The sequence below is a fragment of the Campylobacter showae genome (assembly GCF_004803815.1).
Taxonomy (GTDB): Bacteria; Campylobacterota; Campylobacteria; order Campylobacterales; family Campylobacteraceae; genus Campylobacter_A; species Campylobacter_A showae.
The window spans coordinates 1,107,283-1,127,935 of sequence record NZ_CP012544.1 but is presented as its reverse complement, the minus strand read 5'-3'; the positions used below and the strand labels follow the sequence as shown (position 1 = coordinate 1,127,935).

Annotated in this window: 20 protein-coding genes and 2 tRNA genes; all 22 read left to right on the top strand. The window is 45.5% G+C overall.

All coding sequences use genetic code 11. From position 1 onward, the window contains the following. The first annotated feature begins 1 nt into the window (after position 1). The 22 genes from CSHOW_RS05500 to CSHOW_RS05395 all read left to right on the top strand — a co-directional run bounded on the left by CSHOW_RS05500 (position 2) and on the right by CSHOW_RS05395 (position 20,498). Positions 2-1,984, top strand: coding sequence for a hypothetical protein (locus tag CSHOW_RS05500; RefSeq protein ID WP_004321334.1), 1,983 nt, complete (start codon positions 2-4; stop codon positions 1,982-1,984). Then, positions 1,981-2,676: a tRNA1(Val) (adenine(37)-N6)-methyltransferase gene (locus CSHOW_RS05495; RefSeq protein ID WP_004321335.1), complete on the top strand. Its 696-nt coding sequence runs from the start codon at positions 1,981-1,983 to the stop codon at positions 2,674-2,676. Before CSHOW_RS05500 ends, CSHOW_RS05495 begins: the two co-directional genes overlap by 4 nt. Beyond that, positions 2,673-3,050 (top strand): YkgJ family cysteine cluster protein, encoded by a 378-nt coding sequence (locus CSHOW_RS05490; protein ID WP_004321337.1) that lies wholly within the window; start codon positions 2,673-2,675, stop codon positions 3,048-3,050. Before CSHOW_RS05495 ends, CSHOW_RS05490 begins: the two co-directional genes overlap by 4 nt. Further along, positions 3,026-4,309 (top strand): tetratricopeptide repeat protein, encoded by a 1,284-nt coding sequence (locus CSHOW_RS05485; RefSeq protein WP_004321338.1) that lies wholly within the window; start codon positions 3,026-3,028, stop codon positions 4,307-4,309. Before CSHOW_RS05490 ends, CSHOW_RS05485 begins: the two co-directional genes overlap by 25 nt. Further along, complete coding sequence (trpC, locus tag CSHOW_RS05480; RefSeq protein ID WP_039895256.1) at positions 4,287-5,072, top strand: indole-3-glycerol phosphate synthase TrpC; 786 nt, start codon at positions 4,287-4,289, stop codon at positions 5,070-5,072. Before CSHOW_RS05485 ends, trpC begins: the two co-directional genes overlap by 23 nt. 1 nt (position 5,073) lies before the next feature. After that, complete coding sequence (locus CSHOW_RS05475; protein ID WP_004321341.1) at positions 5,074-5,571, top strand: HIT family protein; 498 nt, start codon at positions 5,074-5,076, stop codon at positions 5,569-5,571. A gap of 63 nt (positions 5,572-5,634) precedes the next feature. Then, entirely contained in the window at positions 5,635-6,846 is a 1,212-nt protein-coding gene (locus CSHOW_RS05470; RefSeq protein WP_004321342.1) for an ankyrin repeat domain-containing protein, read from the top strand. Positions 6,847-6,855: 9 nt separating this feature from the next. Next, entirely contained in the window at positions 6,856-7,602 is a 747-nt protein-coding gene (locus CSHOW_RS05465) for an SDR family NAD(P)-dependent oxidoreductase (protein WP_004321344.1), read from the top strand. Positions 7,603-8,067: 465 nt separating this feature from the next. Continuing rightward, on the top strand, positions 8,068-9,762 hold the full coding sequence (locus tag CSHOW_RS05460) for a Na+/H+ antiporter NhaC family protein (RefSeq protein ID WP_171992810.1): 1,695 nt from the start codon (positions 8,068-8,070) through the stop codon (positions 9,760-9,762). Between the two features lie 2 nt (positions 9,763-9,764). Next, positions 9,765-10,898, top strand: a complete 1,134-nt coding sequence (gene trmA, locus CSHOW_RS05455) for a tRNA (uridine(54)-C5)-methyltransferase TrmA (RefSeq protein ID WP_004321349.1) — start codon at positions 9,765-9,767, stop codon at positions 10,896-10,898. Beyond that, the gene (locus tag CSHOW_RS05450; RefSeq protein ID WP_004321351.1) at positions 10,891-11,286 is read left to right on the top strand and encodes a CoA-binding protein; all 396 of its coding nucleotides are present in this window, start codon (positions 10,891-10,893) and stop codon (positions 11,284-11,286) included. Before trmA ends, CSHOW_RS05450 begins: the two co-directional genes overlap by 8 nt. Before the next feature lie 151 nt (positions 11,287-11,437). Next, positions 11,438-12,649 carry a threonine ammonia-lyase gene (gene ilvA, locus CSHOW_RS05445; protein ID WP_004321353.1) on the top strand — a complete coding sequence of 404 codons (1,212 nt, stop codon included), beginning with the start codon at positions 11,438-11,440 and terminating at the stop codon, positions 12,647-12,649. A gap of 225 nt (positions 12,650-12,874) precedes the next feature. Further along, positions 12,875-13,561 (top strand): DUF4230 domain-containing protein, encoded by a 687-nt coding sequence (locus CSHOW_RS05440; RefSeq protein WP_004321354.1) that lies wholly within the window; start codon positions 12,875-12,877, stop codon positions 13,559-13,561. Between the two features lie 7 nt (positions 13,562-13,568). Beyond that, positions 13,569-14,258, top strand: a complete 690-nt coding sequence (locus tag CSHOW_RS05435) for an MOSC domain-containing protein (protein ID WP_004321355.1) — start codon at positions 13,569-13,571, stop codon at positions 14,256-14,258. Between the two features lie 75 nt (positions 14,259-14,333). Beyond that, positions 14,334-14,408 (top strand) — tRNA-Gln (locus CSHOW_RS05430). A 12-nt stretch (positions 14,409-14,420) separates the two neighbouring features. Further along, positions 14,421-14,495, top strand: a tRNA-Met gene (locus CSHOW_RS05425). A 63-nt stretch (positions 14,496-14,558) separates the two neighbouring features. Beyond that, complete coding sequence (locus CSHOW_RS05420; RefSeq protein ID WP_004321357.1) at positions 14,559-15,002, top strand: hypothetical protein; 444 nt, start codon at positions 14,559-14,561, stop codon at positions 15,000-15,002. 686 nt (positions 15,003-15,688) lie between these two features. Next, positions 15,689-16,699: a bifunctional 3,4-dihydroxy-2-butanone 4-phosphate synthase/GTP cyclohydrolase II gene (locus tag CSHOW_RS05415; RefSeq protein ID WP_004321359.1), complete on the top strand. Its 1,011-nt coding sequence runs from the start codon at positions 15,689-15,691 to the stop codon at positions 16,697-16,699. Then, the gene (locus CSHOW_RS05410) at positions 16,674-17,768 is read left to right on the top strand and encodes a PAS domain-containing sensor histidine kinase (protein ID WP_004321361.1); all 1,095 of its coding nucleotides are present in this window, start codon (positions 16,674-16,676) and stop codon (positions 17,766-17,768) included. The genes CSHOW_RS05415 and CSHOW_RS05410 overlap by 26 nt, the downstream gene beginning before the upstream one ends. A 65-nt stretch (positions 17,769-17,833) precedes the next feature. Further along, positions 17,834-18,562: a response regulator transcription factor gene (locus CSHOW_RS05405; RefSeq protein WP_004321363.1), complete on the top strand. Its 729-nt coding sequence runs from the start codon at positions 17,834-17,836 to the stop codon at positions 18,560-18,562. Between the two features lie 161 nt (positions 18,563-18,723). Then, entirely contained in the window at positions 18,724-19,650 is a 927-nt protein-coding gene (locus CSHOW_RS05400; RefSeq protein ID WP_004321365.1) for a Dyp-type peroxidase, read from the top strand. Positions 19,651-19,919: 269 nt separating this feature from the next. After that, a complete protein-coding gene (locus tag CSHOW_RS05395) occupies positions 19,920-20,498 on the top strand; it encodes a hypothetical protein (RefSeq protein ID WP_004321366.1) in 579 nt (192 codons plus the stop codon). Positions 20,499-20,653: the final 155 nt, after the last annotated feature.

Here is a 20,653-nt window from a genome sequence, read left to right as displayed (position 1 = left end):
GTTGAGAGCGTTAAATTTAGTTTTATTTTTTATCTGCGGTTGCTTGCTCACGCTGGGCGGATATTATTTGTATTTCGAGTTTGCAAAACCGTCTGCAAAGTCTACGGAGCTTGCCGTACAGATAATGAACGTCGAAGAAGCATCTAAAAATGAAAGCGCAAGTACTACGAATGAGACAAATTCGGCTATCCCAAGTCAAGCTTTGCCGCAGGAAAAATATGCTAAAAATTTAGACGCGAACTATACGGACGCGCCTATTTTAGGCGACGAAGACGAGCTAAAAGAGCAAATCCGCGTCCTGCGCGCTCAAAATAAGCTACTCTATGACGATAACGTCGATCTAGTGAGCAAAAATCTAGAAATCTCAAATATCTTAAGCGATCAAAAAGCCGAGCTGGAAACCAGGCGAAAACAAGCCGCCAGCGCTAACGACAAACAGCGTATAAGCGCGATCGACGAGCTAAATAAAAAACTAGCCAAAGCGCAAGAAGAAAATGAGAAAAATAAAAATTTAGAGCAAAATTTGACTTCTCTTCGCAGCGAGATCAAAACCTTAAAAGCCGAGCTTGAAAAAAAGCAGAGCGAATTTGACAAATCAAGCACTAAAACGCAAAACGAAAGCCAAAATGCTCTAAAAAGACTCGAAGCTCAAAACGACGAGCTAAAAAATGAAGCGACTTCTACTAAAGCCAAATTTGAAAGCGAACTAAGAACGGCAAACGAAGAGACCGCAAAACTAAAGAGCGAAAATGCTAGGCTCGCAAACGAGCTAGGCCTAAAAGATAGCGAGATAAAAAGGATCGCTAGTGAATACAACGCTCAGGCTCTAAATGCTCAAAATTTATCTAAAAATAGGATCGCCGCCCTAGAAAAAGAACGAGACGCGGACAAGAAAAAAATAAGCGAGCTTGAAGCGAGCCTTGAAAACGCAAATAAAAAAGCCGAGTCAAAAGCTAAGCTAAAAGCGATAAATGATGAGCTAAACGCGACTAATAAAGAGTTAGCCGCAAAGCTCGAGAAAGAAAAACAAGGATTTGAAAAAGAGATTGAACAAAACGAGGCTATATATAAAACCGAGCTTGAAAAGCTAAAAAATCAGATTGAAAACGAGCGCCAAGAAACCGAGCAAAGCGTGGCGGAACTAAAGAGTAAAATTTATGAACTAGAAAATCAAATTTCGCAAAAAGATAGCTCACTGCAAAGTGCGGAAGCCAAGGTTGCAGAGCTAAATGAGTCGCTAAATATCCAAAAAGAACTGCTAGAGGACGAGATCGCCGCTGGTAAAAAAAACATCCAAAACTATAAAATTTTAAATAACAAAATCACGACTTTAGTTGAAAACGACATCAAAACGGCCAAGGAAAATAAAGAGCAACTAGACGCTTTAAATGAGCTTTTGACGCAAAAAGACGCAGAGCTCGCGACTCTAAGAAAACAGATACAAGACGGAGCTAAAGATCTAAGCGATACGAAGGAAAATTTAGCTAAAACAAGTACTCAAAAAAACATCGCAAAGGGCGAAGTGGCGCAGATACTAACCAAAAATGAAGAGCTAATGAGCGAAAATGAAAATCTAAAAAAGATCATCCAGCTAAATTTTAGAGCCGAAGTGCCTAAAAAGGTTGTTTTCATCGCCTCGGTCGAGTGCTCGGATATGAGCGCAGGCTCAGACAGACCGACGCAAGTTTGCAAAAATAAAGTAAGCGACTTTTTGCAGAATTATAATTCAAATTATTATTTTGAAATTACGCCGATAGTTAGCCGCGGTAACTTTATCGCAACGTCAAAAGCGGCAAAAGTGATCCCGCAAGACGAACTTGAAAAAATCGACTCATACGCAAATTTCGGTATCGGCAAGGAGCGCGCCAAGGTTGCCGGCGAGATGATAAAAGATGAATTCGGCGACTTTTCGCGCATATCGTACAGCAATGACATCATCACCTCTCAGGATAAGCAAGGATTTATCATCAAGGTATATAGATGATAATCACTCAGCCCAAAAATGGCTACCGCTACAACAGCGATACGATGTTTTTGTATGACTTTATCCGTGAGGGCGGAGTGCGCGGCGAGGTGCTAGAGGTTGGCTGCGGTAGCGGGGTTTTGGGACTGCTTTTAAAGCGTGATTTTCCTAAAATTTCGCTTAGCTTGCTCGATATTTTGGAAGCTAACGTAAATTTAGCCGCCGCAAACGCTAGCCAAAACGGGCTTGAAGCCGAGTTCATAACGGCTGATTTTGCTAAATTTAAGAGCGAAAAAAGATACGATCTCATCGTCTCAAACCCGCCTTTTTATCACGACGGCACGAAAAAAAGCGAGAACGAACATCTGCGCACCGCCAGATACAGCGAAAATTTGCCCCTTAGAGAGCTTGTGGGTAGCGCAAATTCGCTGCTAAAGCCGCGCGGAGTTTTTAGTTTTTGCTACGACGCTAAGCGTATATCTGAAATTTTGCTTTGTTTGAGCGAGTTTAAATTTACGCTTACTAGGCTTTGTTTCGTGTATCCAAAATCGGGCGGTGCGGCAAATTTGGTACTAATCGAGGCTAAAAAAAGCTCAAAATCCTTAGCTCAAATTTTACCGCCGATTTTTGTTTTTGAAGGCGGCGTTTATAGTAAAAAGGCAGCCGAAATTTTCGCTACGGCAAACACGCAAAGTAAGGACGCCGCGGAGTGAGTTTGCTAAGACAAAGCGGCTTTGATTATGAATTTGACGCTAGCAAGTGCGAGCTGTGCGGCGGTAAATGCTGCACCGGCGAGAGCGGCTATATATGGATAAGCTCCGCGGAAATCTCGGCGCTAGCGGAGCATCTAAAAATAAGCGAGGACGAGTTTAGATCGCGATTTTTGGATAAATTCGGATATAAATTTAGCCTCAAAGAAAAGCCCTATGAGGGCGGATTTGCGTGCGTGTTTTTTGACGAAACGGCAAAAAACTGTTCGGTTTACGACTTTCGCCCGAGCCAGTGCCGCACCTTTCCGTTTTGGGACTATTTTAAAGATAAAATCAATGAATTGGAGAAAGAATGCGCGGGAATAAGGCGATTTTAAAATTTATATTGGCGGCCTTGCTTGTTTGTTTTGCTACCGCCAAAGACGGTTTTGACGAGAATTTATACGTTATCAAGGCGCTTTTGGCGGTGGAAAATGCTAGGCATGACGAGGCGACCGAGCTTTACGAGCAGCTTTACGAAAAAACTAAAAACACTGACTATCTAAAAGAAGCTCTCAGACTTGCGTTTTTTTCTAAAAACGTAAATTTTAAAAGCATTTTAGCGCTCAGCCAAAAGGTGCTAAAAGACGACGTGGACGTGCTTCGCATACAGGGCGCAAATTTGATGAGCGAAAACAAACTAGACGAAGCTGCAAAGATAATGCAAGAGCTAGTCAAAAAAGAGGACATCTCTAAAAATCACGTCATGCTCTCTGCCGTCTACTCGATGCAAAACGATAACAAAGCCGCTCTGGGCGAGCTCGAGCGCGCATACGAGCTGGATAGAAGCGTGGAAAATTTGCTGCGAATAGTCGATCTTTTATACAATAAAATGAACGACAAAAAAGAGGCGATCAGGCAGCTAGAGAGCTCGCGCCGTATCGACGGCTGCGAGGTCGAGACTTGCACGGCGCTAGTAGATATCTACGCACAGGACAGCCGCTACTCCGATATGATCGATGTTTACGAGGGGCTTTTTGAAGCGACGAAAGAAAAAATCTATCTCGAAAAAGCGCTTGGCGTCTACGTCTATCAAAAAAACTACGACGCGGCGATCAAATTTTTACAAAAATACTCATATAACGACGATGCTTTGATAGATCTTTATGCTGCGACTGGAGATTTTGCCAAGGCATACAAAAAGGCGCAGGAGGCTTTCGATAAGAGCTTTAATCTCGAATATCAAGCCAAAATGGCGATATATCAGTACGAAAGAGATACGGATAAACAAACCAAAAAGATAGATAAAGATAGCCTCAAACAAGTGATCGCCAACTTTGAAAAATCGGCCGTAAAGCTAAATAATGCACTATATCTAAACTACTACGGCTACCTACTCATCGACCACGATATAGACGCGAAAAAGGGGATAGATCTGGTAAATAAAGCCCTCGAGCTAGAGCCGGGATCTGTGTTTTATCTAGACTCGCTAGCGTGGGGATACTATAAGCTGGGCGAGTGCAAAAAGGCTGACGAGATAATGCAGCAAGTCCTGCACGACGAGGAATTTGTAAATTCGTCCGAGGGTAAAGAGCACATAAACGCTATCAAAGAGTGCCTAAAAAAGGTAAAAAATGATACTAGATCAGATAATTGAACGAACTAAAGAGGACTTGGCGCTGCGAAAAGCGCAAACGCCTTTTGAAAAGCTGCAAGAGCTCGCGGCGAAAAATACGCGCGAGATAAAAGACGCGGTAAAGGCGCTAAAAAGTAGTGCAAAAGAGCCGTATCGCATCATCGCCGAGGTTAAAAAAGCGAGCCCTAGCAAAGGGCTGATAAGGCCAAATTTTGCGCCCGTAGAGATAGCCAAAGAGTATGAAAAAGGCGGCGCAAACGCTATCTCGGTTCTAACCGAGCCGCATTTTTTTAAAGGAAATTTGGAGTATCTGGCGGCCATCAGACGCGAAAGCTCGCTGCCGCTACTTCGCAAGGATTTTATCGTAGACGAGTATCAAATTTTAGAAGCGCTCGTTTACGGGGCCGATTTTATCCTGCTTATCGCAAAGGCTCTTGGCGCCGATGAGTTAAAGAGGCTGCTTGATTACGCGCGCACTTTGGGACTTGAGGCCTTGGTTGAGACGCACGATGAAGAGGATGTGGAAAAGTCAAATTTTGCGTGCGCAAAGATAGTCGGAGTAAATCACCGAAATTTAAGCACGTTTGAGATGGATATGGGCCTTTGCGAGAGGCTATTTTCTAAAATCAAAAACGCAAGCGTCATCGTCGCAGAAAGCGGTATCTACGAGCATTCGCAGCTAAAAGAGCTTCACGCTCAAGGAGCCGACGCGTTTTTAATAGGCGAGCATTTTATGAGGCAAGAGGACTTGACAAAAGCCGTAAAAACTGTAAAGGAGGGCTAGAATGGATCACATTTGCGCACCGTGGAGAAGCGAATATTTCGGCAAAAAGGAGCAGGGCTGCGTCTTTTGCAATGTCGTAAATCATCCCGAAAAAGACGCGCAGACGGGCGTTTTGTTCCGCGCAAAGCGGTGTTTTGGGATCATGAATCTCTACCCGTATACGCCGGGGCACTTTATGGTGATACCTTACGTGCATACCGATAATATCGAAAGCCTAGACGAGCAGACGTGGTCGCAGATGAGCGCCTACGTGCGCGAGGGCGTAAAAATTTTAAAACGCGAGCTAAACGCGGCGGGCGTAAATATCGGGATGAATCTGGGCAAAGCAGGCGGTGCGGGTATCGCAGAGCACGTGCACTATCACCTAGTGCCGCGCTGGAGCGGAGATACGAACTTCATAACATCTATCGCCGAGGTGCGCGTAAACGGCGTGCCTTTTACTCCGCTTTACGAGAAGCTAAAAGCCGCATTTGCGGACGTTTGCTTTAATGAGCGGTAAATTTATTTTTACCAAATTATTTTTTGGTAGAATTATCAAAATTAAAAGATATTGAGGCATACGATGAGATTTATTTTGCCGATATTTTTATCGTTTTCTTTTGTTTTTGCTAGCTTTAGCTGCGATGACGCTTTGGCTGAGAAGCAGCGATTTTTCTCGCAAAATTTAACATTTTCGGGAGAATTTGAGCCAAACTGCAACGACTCTATCCTGGGGATAAAAGAGGTTCAAATTTTACTCTCGGCCGCTCAAAAGATCCGCGCCGAAAGCCTTGCTTGCGTCGGAAATTTAGCGACTAAAAATTTAAACGAGTTTAAATTTAAGATCCTAAAAGCCTCCTATGCGCCCGAAATTTACGCCAAAGAGCTAGAGAGTCCTGATGAATACGAAAAACTAGTAGCGCAAAATAGAGCCAGGCTTCGCTACTGGGGACATCAAAGCCTAAGTAATTTCACGGTTTTTAAGGACTTTAACAAAGATTACAATGCCGTCTTGGGGCTGCTGGTAAACTACTACAAATCAAATTTCAAAATAGACGAAGGCAGCGCGATTTATTACGCTTCAAAGGTTGCAAACGAGTTTTTAAAATTTGCCGCCGCGACTCTGCAAAACGGCGATATGGACGAGTTTGCGAGAAAGGTTAGCGACCCGACCTTTACAAAATACGGCATAAATGAGGCGATATATTCGGGCGCTGTCTCGCAAAGCTCGCTGCAAAACGCCTTTAACGCCGCGCTTCTTTACGAAAAAAGCGAGGACGTGATAAAAGAGTTTTTACGCGCGGGAGTAAATTTAAACTATGGCTTTGAGAATTCGCTGTTTTTCGCTCTTAAAAATTTAAACAACGTAAAGCTCCTGGTTTCTAGCGGCGCGGACGTAAACTACGAAAATCTGCTCGGCGTCACCCCGCTTTTTAAGGCTGTACAACTAAACGATATAAATTTAGTCAAATTTCTACTAGGAAACGGAGCGTTAGTAAACAAAAGGCTGATAGACGTGAGCACTAAGCTTGCATATAGTGCAAATTTGAGCGTCCAGCTACCTAGCTTTGTGAAGCTCTGCGACTTTGACGCGGCGTCAAAAAGCGTGCTGATGAGCGCGGCAGGGGCGGCTGACGTGGAGATTTTGCAGCTTTTGATAGATAACGGCGCGGACGTGCAGGCAGTGGATGATAACGGACTAAACGCCCTAGACTACGCGATCATCGGCAAAAAAGAGATCAACGCGCAGTATCTAAGGGCGATGGGGCTTGAGTCAAATTTGATCACCGAATAAGGAGAAAATATGAAAGGAACGGCTTTTATCACGGGAGCTACGTCGGGATTCGGCGAGGCGATAGCTAGGACGCTCAGCCGCGAAGGGTACAAGATCGTAGCGCTCGCTCGCCGCAAGGAAAGGCTCGAAACTCTAGTAAAGGAGCTTGGAAATACGCACATCATCGTCGCAGATATCCGCGATAAAAAGGCGGTTTTTGACGGCGTGGCAAATTTGCCGCAGGAGTTTCGCGATATCGAAGTACTCGTAAATAACGCAGGTTTGGCGCTCGGGCTTGAAGGAGTGGCGGAGACTAGCATCGAGGATTTTGAGGCGATGGTCGATACTAACATCAAAGGCTTTTTATACTCTACCAAGGCCGTTTTGCCCCTCATGATCGCGCGAAAGAGCGGCTATATCTTTAATCTAGGTTCGACTGCGGGCGCATGGCCGTATCCGGGCAGTCACGTTTACGGTGCCAGTAAGGCCTTTGTAAAGCAGTTTAGCAGAAATCTGCGCAACGACATCCGCGGCACCGGTATCCGCGTGACCGAGATAGCTCCCGGTATCTGCAAGACTGAGTTTAGCGAGGTTCGCTTTGGCGGCGATAAGGCTAAAGCCGACGCGGTTTACGAAGGCGTAGAGTACATCACCGCCGAGGATATCGCGCAGATCGTGCTAAACTGCCTAAATATGCCTCACCGCGTCAATATCAACGTCGTCGAGGCGATGGCGACGCAGCAGACTTGGGCCGGGCTTTTTATCGAGAAAAAGTAGACTTTTAGCGTTAAATTTGTGGATTTTTGGGTTAAATTTGACTCTTTTATCAAATTTAACCCGGAATTTGACGCCAAGTATTAAATTTCGAGCGGCAAACTTAATAGCGTTTTAAACCCGTGCGGTTTGAAGCAGATATCATAAATTTACCTTTTTATGCAAATGACGCTCTGCGCTTTAAATACCAAATTTGACCAACAAGCCAGAGTTTCAAAATTCCCTGCAAAATTTAAGTCATGACCAAATTTAAAATTTGCCACCGAGTACAGTTTTAAACAAAATTTCCACAAAAGCCTCATTTTTAACATAAATTTTTTAATAAAGAGCTAAAAAAATTTGAATTCTAAGCGAATTTAAAACAAAAATTTAAGCCGCATTTAGCTAAATTTATGCCTTAAATACCGACCGATGGCACGCGGGGCGGAAAATTTGATTAAACCGACGAAAAACAAAAAGGAGTTTTTGATGAAAAAGATTTTATTTTTGTCGCTTTTGCCGATCTTGGCGCTGGCCGTAGATCCCGAAGTAGCGAAAAAAAATGCCGAAATATTCGGCTTTTGGACGCTCATACCGCCCGTGGTGGCGATAGTTTTGGCGTTTATCACCAAAGACGTCGTTTTGTCGCTTTTTATCGGCGTTTTTAGCGGAACGTTTCTCATAAACGTCATCGATTCTAGCATCCCGATGACCTTCGTAAAGGGCTTTACTGACATCGTAAAAAGGGTCGTGGGCTCGCTGGCCGATAGCTGGAACGCGGGCATCGTGCTTCAGGTGCTTTGTATCGGCGGCGTGGTCGCGCTCATCACCAAAATGGGCGGAACCAAAGCCGTGGCGATATGGCTGAGCAAAAAGGCTAAAACAGGCGTTTCGGCTCAAATTTCAACTTGGGTGATGGGACTTTTCGTCTTTTTCGACGACTACGCGAACTCCCTCATCGTGGGCCCGATCATGCGCCCGATAACGGACAAATTTAAAGTCTCTCGCGAAAAACTAGCCTTTATCATCGACGCAACCGCCGCTCCGATCGCGGGTCTAGCCGTCATCTCGACTTGGGTCGGGCTTGAGATCTCGCTGATCAAACAAGGCTACGAGCTCATCGGAATAACGAACGTAAACGCCTTTAGTATCTTCGTCGAGACGATGCCTTATAGATTTTACAACCTTTTCATGCTATTTTTCATCGTTTGCACCGCATTTATGGGGCGCGAATTTGCAGGCATGCTAAAAGCCGAGCGCAGAGCTAGAGCGGGCGAACTGCACCCAAGACGGGGCGGAGCTATGATAGAGGACGTCGAGGACAAGACGCTAGAGCCTAAAGAAAATATCAAACTACAAAGCTCAAACGCCGTTATTCCGCTTTTGGTGCTTATTTTGGGCGCGTTCGTTAGCTTTTATTTTAGCGGTTTGGGCTCGCTTGAGGGCGAGGCTCTTGAGAGCGCGAAGGCTCATCCGCTTACGTTCCACACTTTCCAGGCTACGTTCGGCGCGGCTGATGCGTCCGTGGCGCTATTTCAGTCTGCTTTATTAGCTACGGTGGTGGCGATATTTATGGCTGTTTATAGAAAAATTTTGACCGTTCGCGAGGCGATAGAGACATGGGGCAAAGGCTGGAAAACCATGATAACCACGATCATCATCCTGCTTCTTGCGTGGTCGCTTAGCTCGGTGATCAAGGAACTTGGCACGTCTCGCTATCTAGTCGATCTGCTTTCGCAGTCTACGCCAAAGATCGTCCTTCCGGCGGCGATTTTTATGCTGGGTTCGTTTATCAGCTTTTCTACCGGCACCAGCTACGGCACGATGGGCATTTTGATGCCGCTTGCGATACCGCTAGCTAGCGCGGTCGGTATACACAGCGGACTAGAGGGCGACGCCTTGCACGCGTATATGATAGTAAATATCTCAGCCGTTTTAACGGGTGCGATATTTGGCGATCACTGCTCGCCGATCTCGGATACAACGATACTCTCGTCTATGGGTGCTGGGTGTAACCACATCGATCACGTCCAGACTCAGATGCCTTATGCGCTTGCCGTTTGCGCGATCAGTATTTTTGCGGGATATTTCCCTACTGCGCTTGGCCTAAGCATCTGGATAGTGCTTCCTTTAGGGCTTTTGGTGACGGCTTTGGTTGTTAGATTCGTCGGGCAAAGGGTTTAAATTTGCCCGATAAGTTTTGCAAATTTTTAGGAGAATGCGGTAGTTGCACTCTTGATATGCCTTACGAGGAACAGGTTAAATTTAAAACTGATTTTATAAGGCGCGAATTTGAGCCATTTTATAGCGGCGAATTTGAGTTTTTCGCCTCGCAGAGTGCTGCTTACCGCACTAGGGCGGAGTTTGGAATTTGGCACGATATTTGGCATAGCGCGGTCGATCTAGCATACACGATGCACGGTGCCAAAACTAAGCGGATTATGATAGACGAATGCCCAAAAGTAGCCGCTCCTATCGCAAATTTGATGCCGCGTTTGCTTGAGGCGCTTGCGAAAAATCAAATTTTAAAAGAGAGGCTCTTTGGCGCTGAGTTTATCTCGTGCGCGAGCGGGATACTAGCGACGCTACTCTATCATAAGCGTCTGGGTGAAGCCGAGCAGAGTGAGATAGAAAGCCTAGCGCTCAAATTTGCCGATCTGAGAGTAACGATAGCCGCGAGAGCAAAGGGGCAAAAGCTACTAAGCGGCGAGCTAAATTTACAGGATAGCCTAAACATCGGCGGTAAAATTTACAAATTTACATTCGGCGACGGAGCTTTTATCCAGCCAAACACCGCCGTAAACGAAAAAATGATCGCATGGGCGAAGAGATGCGTAGAGCGCGGCGCGGATCTGCTTGAGCTTTACTGCGGGCACGGCAACTTCACCGTTCCGATGTCGGAAAAGTTTAAACGCGTTTTGGCAACCGAAATATCCAAAAGCTCAATCGCAAATGCGCTCAAAAACTGCGAGCTAAACGGCGTAAATAATATCGAATTTTTACGAATGAGCGCCGAGGAGCTGATGAGCGCGTTTAGGCGCGAGCGTGAGTTTAACCGTCTAAGAGAGCTTGATATCTTTAGCTACGATTTCTCGCACGTTTTGGTTGATCCGCCGCGCGCGGGGCTTGATGAGAGCGTGATAAATTTCATTAAAAACTACGAAAATATCATCTATATCTCCTGTTCGCCGCAGAGCCTAAAGCGCGATCTAACGCAGCTTGCCGCGACGCACGAGGCGGTCAAATTTGCCGTGTTTGATCAGTTTGCAAATACTACTCATATCGAGTGCGGCGTGCTTTTAAAGGGTAAAAATGCCTAGCGATCTAGGGCAAATTTTATCCGACGCTAAAAATATCGCGGTCGTGGGCCTTAGTCCAGACGAGAGCAAGCCTAGCAACGAGGTTGCGAAATTTCTCATCAAGCGCGGATTTAACGTATTTCCTGTTTATCCAAAATTTGATGAAATTTTAGGACGCAAGGTCTATAGAAATTTGATGGAAATAGACCAAGATATAGACGTCGCAGTGATGTTTAGAAAAGGCGAATTTGCTAGCGAGCTAGTAAAGGACACCGTCAAAAAATGCGTAAAAACGCTGTGGTTGCAGCTTGGTATAACAAACGATGCGGCGGGAGCGATCGCGCGCGAAAACGGGATAAATTTCGTGCAGGATAGGTGCATAAAAATCGAGCTAAAAAGGCTTGACTAGGCTAAATTTGACGTCTCTAAACGCCAAATAAAAAACGCAAATGCGGTAATGCGCGATAAAAAAATAAAGAAAACGTAAGCAAAAATACGGTAAATAAACGCGCAAGCAAAAGCGACGAAAAGTAAAATTTAAACAAAAACGAAAGGCTAAAATGATCTCTCTAAATAAAATAATCCAAGCCAAGCGCACGATAAGCGGCTTTGTGTACAAGACGCCGTTTGCCTACAGCGCAAAACTAAGCCTCGCCAGCGGCGCGCTCATCTACCTAAAAGAAGAAAACCTCCAGCGCACCGGCGCATACAAGATCCGCGGCGCGTATAATAAAATCGCAAATTTAAGCGCGCAGGAGCGTAAAAAAGGCGTCGTCGCGGCAAGTGCGGGCAATCACGCCCAGGGTGTGGCTATTTCAGCGCGCGAGTTTAAGACGCCAGCCACCATCGTGATGCCCGAGTCCACGCCGCTTTTAAAGGTGCTAGGCACTAAAGATCTAGGCGCCGAGGTTATCCTAAAGGGCGATAACTTCGACGAGGCCTACGCCTACGCCGTCGAGTATGCCAAGCAGCAGGGCATGAGCTTTATTCATCCATTTGACGACGAGTACGTGATGGCCGGGCAGGGCACGGTCGGGCTAGAGATGCTTGATGATCTGGCTGAGCTTGAAACCATCATCGTGCCGGTTGGCGGCGGCGGGCTAATCAGCGGCATATCAAGCTGCGTAAAACAGGTGAATCCCGACATCCGCGTGGTTGCCGTGAGCGCAAAGGGCGCGCCTGCGATGTTTAACAGCTTTAGCGCTAAAAAAAGCATAAACTCAAAAACCGTGCGCACTATCGCCGACGGTATCGCGGTTCGCGACGCGAGCGAGACGACTCTGGCAAATATCCTAGAGTGCGTGGATGAGTTCGTGCAGGTCGATGACGAGGAGATCGCAAATGCGATTTTGTTCCTACTCGAGACGCAAAAGATCGTGGTCGAGGGCGCGGGCGCGGTCGGCGTCGCTAGTATCTTGCACAACAAGGTCAAATTTAAGGCCGGCGAGCGCATCGGCATCGTGCTAAGCGGCGGAAATATCGACGTGCAGATGCTAAACGTCATCATCGAAAAAGGTCTTATAAAATCGCACCGCAAGATGGCGCTGCAAATCACGCTTATCGACAAACCGGGCGCGCTCATGAGCCTAACCGATAGCTTAAAGATCGCTAGCGCCAATATCGTAAAGATCGACTACGACCGCTTCTCTACGAGCCTAGAGTACGGCGACGCTAATATCACTATCACTTTAGAAACCAAGGGTAAAGACCACCAAGAGCTCATCAAAAAAGTGCTCAGAGAGCATGATTTTAAATTTATTCAGGTGTTTTAGGCGGTTAAATTTGAGTTCAAATTTGCTTGCTAAATTTGGAGTAAATTTGAGTTAAATTTAAACCCGTATCTTAAAGGTACGGGTTTTCCCAAACTACACCGACTCTAAAATCTCGCTAAATTTAAATTTACAATCCAAATTTATACCAATATAAAACAACCAAAAGCTCAAATTTAACGATTATTTTAACGAATTTCGCTAAAATCGCCTTTTAAAGGAGCAAAGATGATAGATGTTACGAGCTTTATTTTAGCGATTTTACTGGCGGTTTGCGTATTTATGATTTTTAGATTTAACAAAGCCTTAAAAACCGCGCAAAAGCCTGCGACAACGCAGATTGGCACCGAGATATCGCAGCTAAAATCCATCGGCGAGCTATCTGTTTTTCAGGTCTATAGCAAAGAGATCGTGACTAAGACCGACCACGCGTTCGGTAGCTTTGGCAAGGAGTATCTGCGCTGGCTGGTGAGCGAGAAAAAGCTCTCGATGATATTTGAGTTTGAGATAAATTTCATCTACGACCTAACGAGCCCGCGCCTAGAGATTGTAAACGTCGCGAACGAGGAGTATCTTATCAAGATGCCGCCTTGCAAATACAAATTTTCAATCGCGAATATGAAATTTTACGACGAGAAAAACGGTAAATTTATCCCGTTTTTGCTGCCTGATTCGCTAAACGGATTTTTCGGTAGCAGCTTTAGCGAGGAGGATAAAAACAGGCTCATCGAGGAGGCGCGCGCCGAGGTCGAAAAGATGTCCGTGCGCCTGATAAATCAGCTACAGTCCAAGATCCACAAATCCGCGCGCGATACGCTAGAGGCGATCGCAAAGAGCTTCGGGGCTAGGGCGGTGAGATTTGAGTTTAACGACGAGGGCGAGCAGGTCAGGCTAAATCTGCAAAACGTGGCGTGAGGGTAAGATGGCATTCGTAAAAGCGCTTTTGATAGGTAAAGCAAGGCAGTACGGCAGCGTGGCGGCTACGGACGAGCTGGGCAAGGCGTGGCGCTCGGCAATATTTAAAAATGCGCAAACGGACGAAATCTACGCGAACGAGCTTGGCTTTGAAGGTGACGAGGTGGCCGATACCAAGCATCACGGCGGCGTAAATAAAGCCGTGTTTGCAAATTCGCTAGAAAACTATCCCGCGTGGGAAACTTATCTTGGGCTTAAAAATTTGCCGTTAGGCGCGATGGGCGAAAATTTGACCGTTAGCGGACTAGATGAAACTAGCGTAAACGTGGGCGACGTGCATAAAATCGGCTCGCTGGTGCTACAAGTAACCCAGCCTAGAAAACCGTGCTTTAAGCTTGCAAAACGCTGGGGAAATGCAAATTTGGCTAAAGAAATTTTTGCCACGGGATTAACCGGCTGGTACTACAAGGTGCTTGAAAACGGGTCGTGCAAGGCCGGCTACGAGGTGGAAATCCTGCAAAAAAACGAAAATGCTCTAAGCGTAATGCAGATAAATAAACTGTTTTTAAATCCGAGCGAAAATTTGGATTTGTTGCCTAAATTTAGAGCGTTAGAAGCGCTGCCTGCTAGCTGGCAGGACGATATAAACAGACGCTTAAACGGCTCATATAGCACGGCTTTTATGGAAAAACTTTGAAAAAACGGCGAAAATTTGCCAAAAAGCTTGACAAATAAGGTAAAAATATATATAATCACCTTTCTTTTTACAGGCTGGGGTATCGCCAAGCGGTAAGGCAATTGGTTTTGGTCCAATCATCCAGAGGTTCGAATCCTCTTACCCCATCCACTCAAATTTCATCGCGGAGTAGAGCAGTGGTAGCTCGTCGGGCTCATAACCCGAAGGTCGGCGGTTCAAATCCGTCCTCCGCAACCAAATCTAAAATTTATCCTTCACTTACTCCAAAAAATCAAAATTTAGAATTAAAGAAAATTTTTTATGAACTTTGACGTATCTCAAATTTTAATCGTTTTGCTGCTGATCGTAATTATTTTGCTGGCTTTAAAGCTATTTAAAAAGCAAAAAATCAAGCAAACTAGATATAAAAGCGATAGCGGTGATACGGTAAAAAGCCGTGCCGAGCTCATCGTGGCAAATTGGCTATTTTACCGCGGCATAGAGTTTATTTACGAGAAAAAGGCGCCGACCAAAGAGCGCGTCATTAGTGATTTTTATTTGACGCAAAGCGAAATTTATATCGAATTTTGGGGACTTGAGACGCCACAATATCTAAAAAGAAAAAGTAAAAAAATCAAAATTTACAAGAAAAACCGCCTAAAACTTATCCAAATGAACGACGACAGCTTGCGCGATCTAAACACGTTTTTTGCCAAAGAATTTGCAAGACTCGGCGCAAAATATCAAATCAAGCCAAAGCCGTAAAATCGTCAAATTTCGTAAACGCTATCGCATATGTAGCAAATTTGTATGCCGATACGGCTGTTAAATTTTGCCGATACAAAATTTATTAAATTAAAACAACCAACTATGTTAAAGGCGTTTGCAGTCGTTTGAAAAATAGATATTAGTAAGGTATAAGAGCTGAAGTCGCCGATCGCAGTGCGCGTGCGATAAAAACCGTTTGAACAAGAGCGCGGATGTGGTCGTTAAAAAGATTTACCACTCGCGTAACGCTAAGCGAGCATTTATGCTTTTAAGGTCGGCAAATTTGCTCCAAAACAGTTCCAATCAGCGGCGAGTTTGATCAAATTTAGTCGCCGCGATGAAAAACAACCCAAATCGTATCGCGCTCCATTTTAAGGTTTGACAAATTTAATCAAAATAACAATTCTTGTAAATTTGCCTCACGCATATTATTATCGCCAAATTTAACCTTTAACATTTTCAAGGTGCGGGTTATGCCCAAAATCGGTCAAATTTAATAAATCCGTAAAAATTAAACAAAAACTTACAAGCCTGGTCGCTTCGTTTAAATTTAACTAAAGCCCGTTCGCGCCGCGTTTGGCTACATCTAAAAGTCCGTAAAATCTCAAGCCAAGCCCGCGCAAAAGCCTAAATTCAAAGCTAAAAATGTATAATTACCCCAAATTTTTAAACAAGGAATAACAATGGATAGAGTAGAGCAGGCCATAAACGACATCAAAAACGGTAAAATGGTCGTAATGGTCGACGATGAGGATCGCGAAAACGAGGGTGATCTGGTATTTGCGGCGACCTTTAGCGACACGCAAAAGGTAAATTTCGCCATAACTCACGCAAAAGGCGTGCTGTGCCTCGCGCTAAACGAGGAGATCGCGCGTCGCCTCGATCTAAATTTGATGGTAGATAAAAACACATCCTGCCACGAGACGGCGTTTACAGTAACGATCGACGCTAGAAACACGACGACGGGCGTGAGCGCATACGAGCGCGACGTCACGATCCGCCTAGCCGCCGATCCGATGTCAAAGCCCGAGGATTTCGTGCGCCCGGGACATATCTTCCCGCTCATCGCTAAAAAAGGCGGCGTGCTAAGCCGCACCGGGCACACCGAAGGGTCGGTCGATCTATGTAAATACGCAGGCCTAACGCAAGCAGCCGCCATCTGCGAGATCGTAAAAGAGGACGGAAATATGGCTCGTAGACCCGATTTAGAGGCATTTTGCGAGAAATTTGGACTAAATATGGTCTCTGTCTCAGAGCTAGTGCAGTACCGTCTAAAACACGAAAGCCTAATCGAGATAAAAGAAAAAACCGCGGCTAAGATAGCAGGCTTTGACGCGCTAAAATGCGAGATCCTAGATCACAAGGGCGAGCGTCACTACGCCTTTGTTTTTGGCGAGATAAAAGACAAAACCGCAGTCAAATTTCATCAAATTTCAAGCGACGTGGAGCTGCTTTGCTCGGATAAATTTGACGACTTGCGCGGCTCGCTTGAGTATCTAGCTAAAAACGGCGGAGTCGCGGTGTTTTTACAAGGCGAAGAGAAGTGCGGCGGACAGGTCAAGGACTACGGCATCGGGGCGCAAATTTTACACAAACTAGGCGTCAGCCGTATCGAGCTTTTAAGCGCAAATAAAAACAAAGATTTCGTTGCATTAAAGGGCTTTGGGCTTGACATCGCGGGCTACAAAGAGTAACGCAAGCGGGCCTAGCGAGGTAGCGCGGGCATTTGCCAAGACGCTAAATTTGGGGCTTTTGTACGCGGATAAAAAGGGCGTCATAAAATTTATAAATAAAAAATTCGAGCGTATTTTTGCTCTAGCGCCAAAAATTTTTTACGGAGCGAAATTTGACGATATGATCGCTGCGGCGCAGGGACTTGACGAGCTAAAGAGCTTTAAAAATCTCAAAAATAGCCCGCTAAACTCGAGCGATTTTATCGTAAAAAAAGGCGAAAAAAGTTTCAGGCTAAACGTCTCGAACGTACTTGAGGGCGGGGTGAAATTTGACGGATTTATCCTCGCGGTCACCGACGTCACGCACGAAAAAGAGCTCGAAAAAAAGGAGCTTGAGCAAAGGCGCTCGGTGCTGGTGCACGCTAAAACCGCGCTGGTAGGCGAGATGATAAACTCCATCTCGCATCAGCAGCGCCAACCTCTAAGCGCGCTGGGGCTATATCTAGATAACATCGAGGAGTGCGCGAGCGAGGGCGAATTTGAGCGCATATCGGCTCAAATCGCAGCCTGCAAAAAGAGCCTAAGGCTCATGGATGAAACGATAAAGGCGTTTAGAAATTTTTACGCCAGCGGCGAAGGAGCGGCGAAATTTGATCTCGTTAATATCATAAACGAGCTTATTTTGATAGTGCGGCCCGAGCTAAACTCTCACGGTATCGAGCTAAAATTTGCTCACGAGAGCGGAAAATACGAGCTAAAAAGCGTCGCTAGCTACGTGAGGCAGATCTTGCTATCCTTACTCTCAAACGCCAAGGACGCGCTAGTTGAAAGCGGACGTGATACGCCGCAAATTTTAATCGAGCTAAAGAGAGAGGGCGGGCTATTTTGCGTGAGCGTGAGCGATAACGGCGGCGGGGTTAAGGCGGATAGAGATGAGATTTTCGAACCGTTTTTTACGACGAAAAATATAGGTACGGGCACGGGGCTAAACGTAGCTAGGGAACTCGCCGTAAAAAAGCTAGGCGGCTCGCTGGAGCTTGAAAGTGCCGTAAATCCGACTAAATTTACGCTATTTTTAGGCGAAATTTAGACGAGGCGGTAAATTTAAAAATTAGTTTGCAAACTTAAGAAAGACAAGCAAGAAACGAGGCTAGCGTGTATAGCAAAATAAAAAATATCTTAAACGGCGTAAATTTGCTCATCGTCGAGGACGACGAGAGCCTGCGCGAAAGCATCAAAATATCGGTCGAAAGCTACGTGAGCGAGGTTTACGCCTGCGCAAACGCAAAAGAGGCGCTGGAAGTTTTTGAAGCAAAGGACGTAAATTTGGTGCTTTCTGATATCAACATGCCGCACATGAACGGTCTTGAGATGGCGGCTCGTATAAGGGGGCTGGATAAAGACGTGCCTATTATATTTCTTACTGCATACGGTAACGACGAGAACGTGCTTAGCGCGATAGAGCTGGGTAGCTTTGGCGTGCTAAAAAAGCCGTTTGAAAAGCGCGATCTAATCATGCAAATGAGCTTTGCGGCGAATAAATTTAAAAACGATTTTGCGGAGGTTGATCTAAAAAACGGCTTTAAATTTAACGCCTTTAGCAGGCAGCTAACAAAGGACGGCCGGCCCGTGGCGCTAACGAAAAAAGAGCAAAATTTACTACATCTTTTCCTAAAAAATCAAGGCCGCGTCGTGAGCTTTGAGATGATCGAGTCGTACGTCTGGCAGGAGGGTAGTTGCACGGCCGACGCGATACGAAGCTTTGTGTATAAACTACGCAAAAAACTCTACCCCGAACTCATCCAAAACGCGCAAGGTAGCGGATATGCGCTTATCTTGGGCGAACAAAATCAACGAACCGTGAGTCAAACGAGCTATATCTGAGGCAAGATGGCTTAATCAAAAAATCATAGTTTAATACAAAACTCGGCGATTATAATCCGTTTAAAATTTACGTTTTCTTAAAAGTGTAAATTAAGCATAAATTAAAATTTAAGTCGTAAAATGCGAATTGCTAATTTTAAAATCAACTTTAAGGAGAAAAAATGCAAATAAATTCGCAAGAAGTAACGCAGGCGCCGGGCAATAACACCGTCTTTCAAACTTGGCTGTTAAGCGGCGACGAAAACGCCTGTAAAAAAGGCTTTGAGAGGCTTTGCGCTTTGGTCGTAAATTTAAACAAAACGGCCAAAGTAAGGTTTGGTGCGGAGGCGAACGTAAACTGCGTTATCGCCGTCGGACGCGACGCGTGGCTAAAACTAGGACTCCCGCAACCGCTACCAAAAGAGCTTGTAAATTTTAAAGCGATAAAAGGCGACAAGCACGAAGCCGTGAGCACCGCGGGCGATATCCACGTGCATATTAGGGCGCTTGATGCTGCCGACTGCTTTGATATGGCGCAAAATGTAAAGGCCGAACTTTTTAAATTTGCCAAGCTCGCAGACGAAACTCAGGGATTTAAGTATCACGACGGCAGGGCTATCATCGGCTTTGTAGACGGTACGGAAAATCCAAACGGCGAAGATAGGGACTTTTTTGCCAAAGTCGGCGACGAGGACGTGAAATTTAGGGGCGGAAGCTATGTGTTTGTACAAAAATATAAACACAAAATGAGAGAGTGGAATGCAACTAGCGTGAGCGAGCAAGAAAAGGTCATCGGCCGCACGAAAGCAGACGACATCGAGATGAGCGAGGATGAAAAGCCTAGCAACTCGCACTCCGCCGCGGCAAACGTAGGAGATGATAAAAAAGTCGTTCGCGGAAATATGCCTTTTGTCGAGGGAAGCATGACGGGAACGTACTTTATCGCATACGCTAGCACGTTTTCGACGGTTGAAGCGATGTTAAATAAGATGTTTATCGGCGAGCCGCGCGGTAACTCTGATAGGTTGCTTGATTTTAGTACGCCGGTCACCGGAGCGCTCTTTTTCGCGCCTACTTTTGATATACTCTCAAGCTATAGCGCGGAGTAGGATTTTTCGGCTCGCAAACCCTCCTAAATTTCGGGCGTTTTGCGGGCTACCGCTTTAAATTTTGCTTTCAATAACCTTGCCCAATCCGCTTTTAAAATTTAAAACCGAGATTAGTATTTTTTCGTAAGCTTTTACTGCTAAATTTACAAATTTAGCTCGTAAATTTACGGCATGAACCGCGCAAATATAAAATTATATTTTCATAAAATCATACTTTCATCATACTTTTCTTATATAATCCTTTTACATCTTAAATTTAAGGGAGCAAAATGAAAAAAATCCTACTATCAAGCTTGCTAGCCTGTTCGCTCTTTGCAGCGGGCGAGGTGTATAGCCCATCGGTAAAAGACGTTTACGCCGATGCGACGTCGCAAAAAAGCATAGGCAGGCTCTTGCCGACGAACGGGGTTAAAATTTTAGCCACGCAGGGCGACCGCGTGAAAATCTCCGTTAAAGGCTACCAAAATCCCGCCGTTAGCAACGTCGTTTACTTTAGCGACTCCGAGCGCGTCATCGCCGTTGCGTTTGCCAAAACTGCAACGCCCGATATAAAGGTCGTAAAAAAGGGCGCTAACGGCAAATGGGACGAGGTCCAGACCGTGGTCTATGCGCAAAAAGACGGCTTTACGAGCGATCTAGGCGGGCTTTTTGCTAAGGGCGGCGAGCTTTACAAAGAGAGCTGCGGAGCGTGCCATTCGCTACATCAAACCACGCACTACAAGGCAAATCAGTGGCCTAACCTGCTAAAATCGATGATCGCGCGAACGGCGATCGGCAAAGACGACGAGTGGCTGGTGACACAGTACTTGCAAAAGCACTCTGCCGACGTGAACGTAGATAAAAAGTAAAAAGCGGCGCGTAAATTTGACGAGGATTTACGCCTGGCGCGCCCGCAAACGGACGAGATTTGCGGGAGCTAAGCTTATAAAAGTCGCAGCGAAGCGGCTGTTTTTAAAACGCCGAATTTGAAGGTTCGGCGGATGGTAAATTTAGCGTACAAAAC